This is a genomic window from Candidatus Baltobacteraceae bacterium, from assembly GCA_036559195.1.
GTDB lineage: Bacteria > Vulcanimicrobiota > Vulcanimicrobiia > Vulcanimicrobiales > Vulcanimicrobiaceae > JALYTZ01.
On the sequence record DATBTN010000044.1, the window covers coordinates 39411 to 47078 of the forward strand.

The following is a 7668-nucleotide window of genomic DNA, read 5'->3' on the forward strand; positions in this document are numbered from 1 at the left end:
GGAACCAATGAACACCCCCCAACGAATCGGGATCGTCGGTACGGGCCGCATGGGCGCCAACATCGCCAAGCGGCTTCACGAAACCGGCCACCCGATCGCCGCCCTTTACGACGTCCGGCCCGAAGCGGCGATCGAAACCGCGCGCGAAACCGGCGGCGAGGCGACGCAATCGCTCGCGCGGGTCGCCGAACTCGCCGACGTGATCCTCACCGTCGTCACCGACGACGCCGCCATGTACGCCATCTTCGCCCCCTCGGGGGAGAGCCTGCTGAGCGGCAATGTGGAGGGCAAACTCTTCGTCAACTGCGCGACCGTGACGCCGCGCGTGCACGTCGAGGTGCAGCGCCTCTGCGAGGAACGCGGCGCTCGTTCGCTCGAGGCCTGCATGGCCAGTTCCATCGCCCAGGCGCGCGAGGGGACGCTCTATTTAATGATCGGCGGTCGCCGAGCGGCGTTCGATTCGATCGAGCCCCTGCTCGCCAACATGAGCGCTTCGCTCATCTACATCGGGGAAGCCGGCCGCGCCGCGCAGGTCAAAGCGCTGGTGAACATGGTGATGAACGTCAATACGGCCGGGCTGGCCGAGGGCTTGGGGCTGGGCGACGCGCTGGGGCTCGATCTCAACCTGCTGCGCGACGTGTTCGCGCACACCGGAGCGAACTCGCGCGTCTTGGAAACCGACGGCGCCGATATGCAGCATCGCGACCACGAGGTGTATTTTTCGGCCGCGCACGCCGCCAAGGATTCGGGCATCGCGCTCGGACTTGCGAAGAACGCAGGCCTGACGCTGCCCGTCGCTCGCGCGAGCTTCGACCAATACGAACGCATGAAGGCGCTCGGGCTCGGCGAACTCGACAAATCGGGTGTTTCGGAGTTGACCTTCGCATCGCGGCACGGGGTGGAAACGCGATGACGATCGAACGGCCGGTCGCGCTCGACGACGGCGCGCAGACGATCCTCGAGCAGTGGGGCACGAACGGGCCCGCGATGCTCTGCGTGCACGGCATGACGAGTTCGCGCAAGTCGTGGGAGCGTTTTGCGTTGCACTACGCGGATCGGTTTCGGATCTTTGCCTACGATCAGCGCGGACACGGCGATAGCAGCGGCGTCGAAGGACCGATGACGCTGCGCCGGTCGCTGGGCGATCTGTATAACGTGATGGACGCGATCGGCGAAAAAATCGACGTGTTAGCGGGTCATTCGTGGGGCGGCGCGATCGCGGTACTCGGCGGCGAGCGTTTCGACGTGCGCCGCGTGGTCGCGGTCGACCCGATGATTCGTCAGGCGTCGACGCAGTGGTACGACGAGTTCCTCGGCGACCTGCGCGAGATATTCGCGCTGCATGGTGCGCGGCGCGATGCCAAGGTGCTTGATGAGTATGCGGATTGGCCGGAGATCGATCGCAACCGTAAGGTGCATGCGGTGCACTCGATGACGGCCGCGCCGATCGAAGGGTTACGCGATGAAAATCCACCCGAAGCCTGGGATTTACGCGGCGACCTCACGGAGTATCCGAAGCCGCTGCTCCTAGCGATGGCTCAGGGCGGCGAGAGTATCGTCGCGCCCGCCGATCTTGCCTACCTGCACGAGCGCGCCGGTGCGAATGTGGCGATACGCGTCTTCGACGGGCAAGGGCACAATCTGCATCGCACGGATTTCGAGCGGTTTACGGCGACGCTCGACGAGTTTTTGCGCTAGCTGGAGAAGTCTTCGACGAAGAGCATCGCGCCGTCGGGGGTGACGGCGACGCCGATCCCTACGTGGCCGTAGTGGTTGTCGAGCATGTTGTCGCGATGTTCCGGACTGTTCAGCAGCGCGAGTTCCGCGCTCGATTCGTCCTCGCTCTCGGCGATGTTTTCGCCGGCATAAGCGGCCAGGGCGCCCGCGGCGCGCATGCGGTCGAAGGGCGAGAGCCCCTCGGGCGACGTGTGGGAGTAATAGTTGCGCCGCGCCATATCCAACGCGTGCTGCCGTGCCAGATCCGTGAGCTTTTCGTCCCAGGCTAGAGGGTGCAAGCCGTCGGAGACGCGGGTACGGTTCAGGTCGTCGAACATGCGCCGCTCAGCGCGCACCGCACTAGTATGCGGGCCTTGTATAACGAGAGCCAAGATCGTCGCGGCGAGGATCATACGTTCGTGTTCGGCTGCCGACGCGCATATACAAGGGATTGAATGTAAAGATTATGTAAAGCAACCGAGTGGAATCTTAAGCGCTTCGGCGGCTCAAACGAAACCCGGGGCGAGGCTCTTCCATTTGACCGAATTTTGGGGCGGTGATATACTGTTCGCCTGTGTCCCGCACCTGAAAACTAGCAGACCGGTTAGAAGGAAAGCCTCGACGGGGGCGATCCGGCGGTTTGCTATTTTTGCGTCGGTCTGCGGCAACGGTGGGAGTCCTTACGTGACCTCGTGAGACGCACTCCCTGCGTAAGCCGGATCCGATGGCGGGCACACCTCTGCGGAGAACCACTTGAATTTAATAGACGTCAACAATTTCGACGCGATGCGCATCGGCTTGGCCTCGCCCGAGCAAATTCGCGCGTGGTCGTTCGGTGAAGTAAAAAAGCCGGAGACGATCAATTACCGCACGCTCAAGCCCGAACGCGACGGTTTGTTCTGCGAGAAGATCTTCGGGCCAACCAAAGACTGGGAATGTCACTGCGGCAAGTACAAGCGCATCCGCTTTAAAGGCATGATCTGCGATCGCTGCGGCGTCGAGATCACGCGCGCCAAGGTCCGTCGCGAGCGCATGGGACACATCGAGCTCGCCACGCCCGTCAGCCACATCTGGTATTTCAAAGGCGTGCCCAGCCGCATCGGCATCCTGCTCGATATGTCGCCGCGCCAGCTCGAGAAGGTGATCTACTTCGCTGCCTACGTCGTCATCGACGCCGGCGACACCAACCTGCAGAAGCGCGAAGTGCTCACCGAGCAGAAATTCCGCGAGTCGCGCGAGAAGTTCGGCATGAAGTTCAAAGCCGGCATGGGCGCGGAAGCGATCCGCGATTTGCTGCGCGATCTGAACCTGCGCAAGATTCAAGAAGACCTCCGTAAAGAGTTCAAGGAGACGACGGGCCAAAAGCGCCTCAAGGCGATCAAGCGTCTCGAGGTGGTCGAAGCCTTCATTCATAGCGGCAACAAGCCGGAGTGGATGATTCTCTCGGCCGTCCCGGTGATCGCCCCCGAACTGCGCCCGATGGTGCAGCTCGACGGCGGCCGCTTCGCAACGTCGGACCTCAACGATCTCTATCGCCGCGTCATCAACCGCAACAACCGCCTCAAGCGGCTGCTCGAGTTAAGCGCGCCCGAGATCATCATCAAAAACGAGAAGCGCATGCTGCAGGAAGCGGTCGACGCGCTCATCGATAACGGCCGCCGCGGCCGTCCGGTCACGGGCCCGAACAATCGCCCGCTCAAATCGCTCTCGGATATTCTCAAAGGCAAGCAAGGGCGCTTCCGTCAGAACTTGCTCGGCAAACGCGTCGACTACTCGGGCCGTTCGGTCATCGTGGTCGGCCCGAACCTGAAATTGCATCAGTGCGGCCTGCCCAAAGAGATGGCGCTCGAGCTGTTCAAGCCGTTCGTGATGAAGAAGCTGGTCGATCGCGGCCAAGCGCACAACATCAAGAGCGCGAAACGCATGGTCGAACGCGTACGCCCGGAAGTCTGGGACGTTCTCGACGAAGTGATTCGCGAGCATCCCGTGCTGCTCAACCGCGCGCCGACGCTGCATCGCTTGGGCATCCAAGCGTTCGAGCCGGTCCTCGTTGAGGGCAAGGCGATCCATCTCCATCCGCTCGTTTGCACGCCGTACAACGCGGACTTCGACGGCGACCAAATGGCCGTCCACCTTCCGCTAAGCGCCGGGGCGCAAGCCGAAGCGCGTATCCTCATGCTCTCGAGCAACAACATCCTGTTGCCCGCCTACGGCAACCCGGTTTCGATTCCGACGCAAGACATGGTCTTGGGCCTGTACTACCTCACGTTCCAACGCGATGAGTACAAGGGTCCCGCCAAGGCCGCGATCGTCGACGACGCCGACAACCGCGTGCGCGGCTACTCCAAGCGCAACGGCAAGCTCAAGCAGACCGAAGACGGTCACGACCGCTTGCCGATGTTCCGCGATCCCGACGAAGCGGTGATGGCGCACGACACGCACAACGTCTCGCTCCAAGAGTGGGTCAACGTGCGCTGGAACGGTGAAGTGATCCGCACGACGGTCGGACGCATCATCTTCAACATGGCGTTCCCCGCGAATTGGGAGCATCCGTTCGTCAATGCAATCCAGGATAAGGGCGCGCTCAAGAAACTGATCACGTCGTGCTATCGCAAGTACGGCAACGCCGAGACCGCCAAGTTCCTCGACGCAATCAAGGATCAAGGCTTCCACTACGCAACGCAGTCGGGCACGACCGTCTCGATTAGCGACATCGTGGTGCCGCAAGCGAAGTACGACATTCTTGCGAAGGCGCAAACCGAGGTCGACTCGCTGCACACGCTCTACGATCAGGGCTTCATCTCCGACGACGAGCGTTACACCAAGACGATCGAGATCTGGTCGAAGAGTTCGGATCAGGTCACGCTCGCGATGCAAGAGGCGCAGAACCCGCTCAACCCGGTGTTCATGATGGCGACCTCGGGCGCGCGCGGTTCGATCGCGCAGGTCAAACAGCTGGGCGGTATGCGCGGACTGATGTCCGACCCGTCGGGCCGAATCCTCGAGATCCCCGTCAAGGCCTCACTCAAAGAAGGCTTGACGGTTCTCGAGTACTTCATCTCGACGCACGGCGCGCGTAAGGGTTTGGCCGATACGGCGCTACGTACGGCCGACTCGGGCTACCTCACGCGACGTCTGGTGGACGTGGCGCAAGACGTGATCATCCGCGAGGAAGATTGCGGCACGGCCAACGGCATCACCGTGATGAACATCCAATCGGGCAAAGAGATCATCGAGCCGCTCATCGACCGTATTATCGGTCGCCGTTCGGCCGAAGACGTGCGCCTGGATCCGAAACGTCCGACGACCGTCATCGTCAAGCGCGACGAAGAGATCGACGAAGATAAAGCCAAGGCGCTTATCGATGCCGATATCTCGACGGTCAAGATCCGCTCGGTGCTCACGTGCCAAGCGAAGTACGGCGTCTGCTCGATGTGCTACGGCCGCAATCTCGCAACCGGCAACAAAGTGGACATCGGCGAAGCGGTCGGCATCATCGCCGCCCAGTCGATCGGCGAACCGGGCACGCAGCTCACGCTGCGTACCTTCCACACCGGCGGCGTGGCAACCGAAGACATCATCACGGGTCTTCCGCGCGTCGAAGAAATCTTCGAAGCGCGCAAGCCTAAGGGTCAGGCGGTCATCACCGAAGTGGCCGGTACGGTCAGTTTCGGCGAAGAGAAGAGCAAGCGGATCGTCATCGTTACCGACGAGACCGGCGAACGCCACGAGTACGACGTGCCGCACGGCACGCATCTCGCGGTCCACGACGGCGACGCGGTAAAACCGGGCGATCAGCTCAACGAAGGCTCGCTCAATCCGCACGACATCTTGCGCATCAAGGGCGAGACGGCGCTGCAGAACTACCTCGTGCGCGAAGTCCAGAAGGTCTATCGCTCGCAGGGCGTCGACATCAACGACAAGCACATCGAAGTCATCGTACGCTCGATGATGCGTAAGGTGAAAATCGTCGACGGCGGCGACACGCAGATGCTTCCCGGTCAACTCGTGGAGAATGCGTTCTTCCACGACGCGAACGCGAAGATCGCCGGCGGCCAAAAGGCCACGGCCGGTTCGGTGCTGCTCGGCGTAACGAAGGCGTCGCTCGCGACGGATTCGTTCTTGTCGGCCGCCTCGTTCCAGGAAACGACTCGCGTACTCACCGACGCCGCGATCAAGGGCAAACACGATCCGCTGCTCGGCCTCAAAGAGAACGTCATCATCGGTAAACTGATCCCGGCCGGTACGGGCATGTCGCGCTATCGCAACATCGCCATCGAAGCCGAGGGCCAGGATATCGACGACGAAGGCCGCGCGAAGAATCAGTTCGAGGCCATCTACTCCGACATGATGACCGCGGACGACGCGGCCCTCGCCGAAGTAATGGGCTCCAACGGCGACGGCATGCAGAAACTCGTGAGTGCGTACGACCGCACGCGCGAACCCGCGGCCGTTCAATACGAAGGCGACTACGACGATCACACCGCCGTAACCGCCCCGCCGAAGAAGACCCAATACGACCGCATGGTCAAAGGCATCAACCCCGAAGACCTCTAGCAGTCGTTAGAACCACGCAAAAAAGAGAGCCGGCAGCAACGCCGGCTCTCTTTTTGTCTGTCATCCTGAGCCTGTCGAAGGACGGAGCCTGTCGAAGGACGGACCCAGTCGAACGACGGGTGAATGACGCGCGCCCATGCTTCGACAAGCTCAGCATGACAAAAAAGCGTTCCCATTGTCATCCTGAGCCTGTCGAAGGACGGAGCTTGTCGAAAGGACGGAGCCAGTCGAACGACGGGTGAATGACACGCACCCATGCTTCAGACAAGCTCAGCATGACAAAAAAGCGTTCCCTTTGCCATCCTGAGCCTGTCGAAGGACGGAGCTTGTCGAAGGACGGAGCCAGCCGAACGCCGGGTGAATGACACGCGCCCATGCTTCGACAAGCTCAGCATGACAAAAAAGCGTTCCCATTGTCATCCTGAGCCTGTCGAAGGACGGAGCCTGTCGAAGGACGGACCCAGTCGAACGACGGGTGAATGACACGCGCCCATGCCTCGACAAGCTCAGCATGACAAAAAAGCGTTCCCTTTGTCATCCTGAGCCTGTCGAAGGACGGAGCTTGTCGAAGGACGGACCCAGTCGAACGACGGGTGAATGACGCGCACCCATGCTTCGACAAGCTCAGCATGACAAAAAAGCGTTCCCATTGTCATCCTGAGCCTGTCGAAGGACGGAGCCTGTCGAAGGACGGAGTGTCGCGTTCGTGTCGCTGCGTGAGGGCGCGCGGGCACTTGGTGTGTTGTGGAGTCGCGCGAGCGTGGGCTTTCGCTTATTGAGGTAACCGTCGGTATGGCCGTCGCCGTTATCGTCATGCTTGGTTTGTTGTCGGTGCTACAGCACGTGCTGCGATGGAATGCCACGCTGAACGCGCGCGACAACGAGCACGCGGCATTGGAGGCGCTCGTCAACCGCTGGGAGGCCGAAGCGGACTCGTCGTGGGCGATCTTTACGCCGACGCGCGACGTTCGCGGTGCCGATAACACCGACCGGCACGAACTCGACTTCTTTATGCGCGACGGCCGCGGGCGAGACTCGTTCTGGGCGTACACCTACGATAAAACATCCCACTCGCTCCAACGATACCTCTACGCGCAGCCCGGAGCGGTGCCGCAAGCCGACGGGGCGGCGATCGGCGAGGTTCGCTCCTTCGCGGCGACAACGTATCCAATTACCGCGCTGCAGGATCCGGCGTCACCGATTTACCAGCCGCTCTATGGTGGCGGCCCGCTGCGGCCCGCCGCAGTGCATTTTGGCTACGGGCCCGATGTCGCAGGCGGCAACGCCATAACGCAAGTTCGTATCGTCGGCACGACATACGCGCGACTACTAGAACTGTCGACACAAACCGCTCCAAGCGGATTCACCATAGTCTACCGCTACACACCGGCCCCG

At 61.6% G+C, this 7668-nt stretch carries 4 protein-coding genes and 1 pseudogene; 4 read left to right on the forward strand and 1 reads right to left on the reverse strand.

What is annotated here, in order from left to right:
• Positions 1–7: 7 nt before the first annotated feature.
• Together VIG32_05735 and VIG32_05740 are read left to right on the forward strand one after the other, a co-directional pair.
• Positions 8–913 carry an NAD(P)-dependent oxidoreductase gene (locus VIG32_05735; protein HEY8297505.1) on the forward strand — a complete coding sequence of 302 codons (906 nt, stop codon included), beginning with the start codon at positions 8–10 and terminating at the stop codon, positions 911–913.
• Positions 910–1698: an alpha/beta hydrolase gene (locus VIG32_05740; GenBank protein HEY8297506.1), complete on the forward strand. Its 789-nt coding sequence runs from the start codon at positions 910–912 to the stop codon at positions 1696–1698. Before VIG32_05735 ends, VIG32_05740 begins: the two co-directional genes overlap by 4 nt.
• On the opposite strand, the gene VIG32_05745 is transcribed toward VIG32_05740, so the two are convergent.
• Positions 1695–2129 (reverse strand): CAP domain-containing protein, encoded by a 435-nt coding sequence (locus VIG32_05745; protein ID HEY8297507.1) that lies wholly within the window; start codon positions 2127–2129, stop codon positions 1695–1697. The genes VIG32_05740 and VIG32_05745 overlap by 4 nt on opposite strands.
• Positions 2130–2502: 373 nt before the next feature.
• Between VIG32_05745 and rpoC the strand changes: the two are divergent.
• Both rpoC and VIG32_05755 read left to right on the forward strand, forming a co-directional pair.
• Positions 2503–5988, forward strand: a pseudogene (gene rpoC, locus VIG32_05750) (DNA-directed RNA polymerase subunit beta').
• Between the two features lie 1077 nt (positions 5989–7065).
• On the forward strand, positions 7066–7668 hold a 603-nt coding region (locus tag VIG32_05755), incomplete at its 3' end, for a hypothetical protein (protein ID HEY8297508.1).

Coding starts and splice junctions, on each gene's coding strand:
- VIG32_05735 (HEY8297505.1), top strand. CDS start 8: ATGAACACCCCCCAACGAATCGGGATCGTCGGTACGGGCCGCATGGGC.
- VIG32_05740 (HEY8297506.1), top strand. CDS start 910: ATGACGATCGAACGGCCGGTCGCGCTCGACGACGGCGCGCAGACGATC.
- VIG32_05745 (HEY8297507.1), bottom strand. CDS start 2,129: ATGATCCTCGCCGCGACGATCTTGGCTCTCGTTATACAAGGCCCGCAT.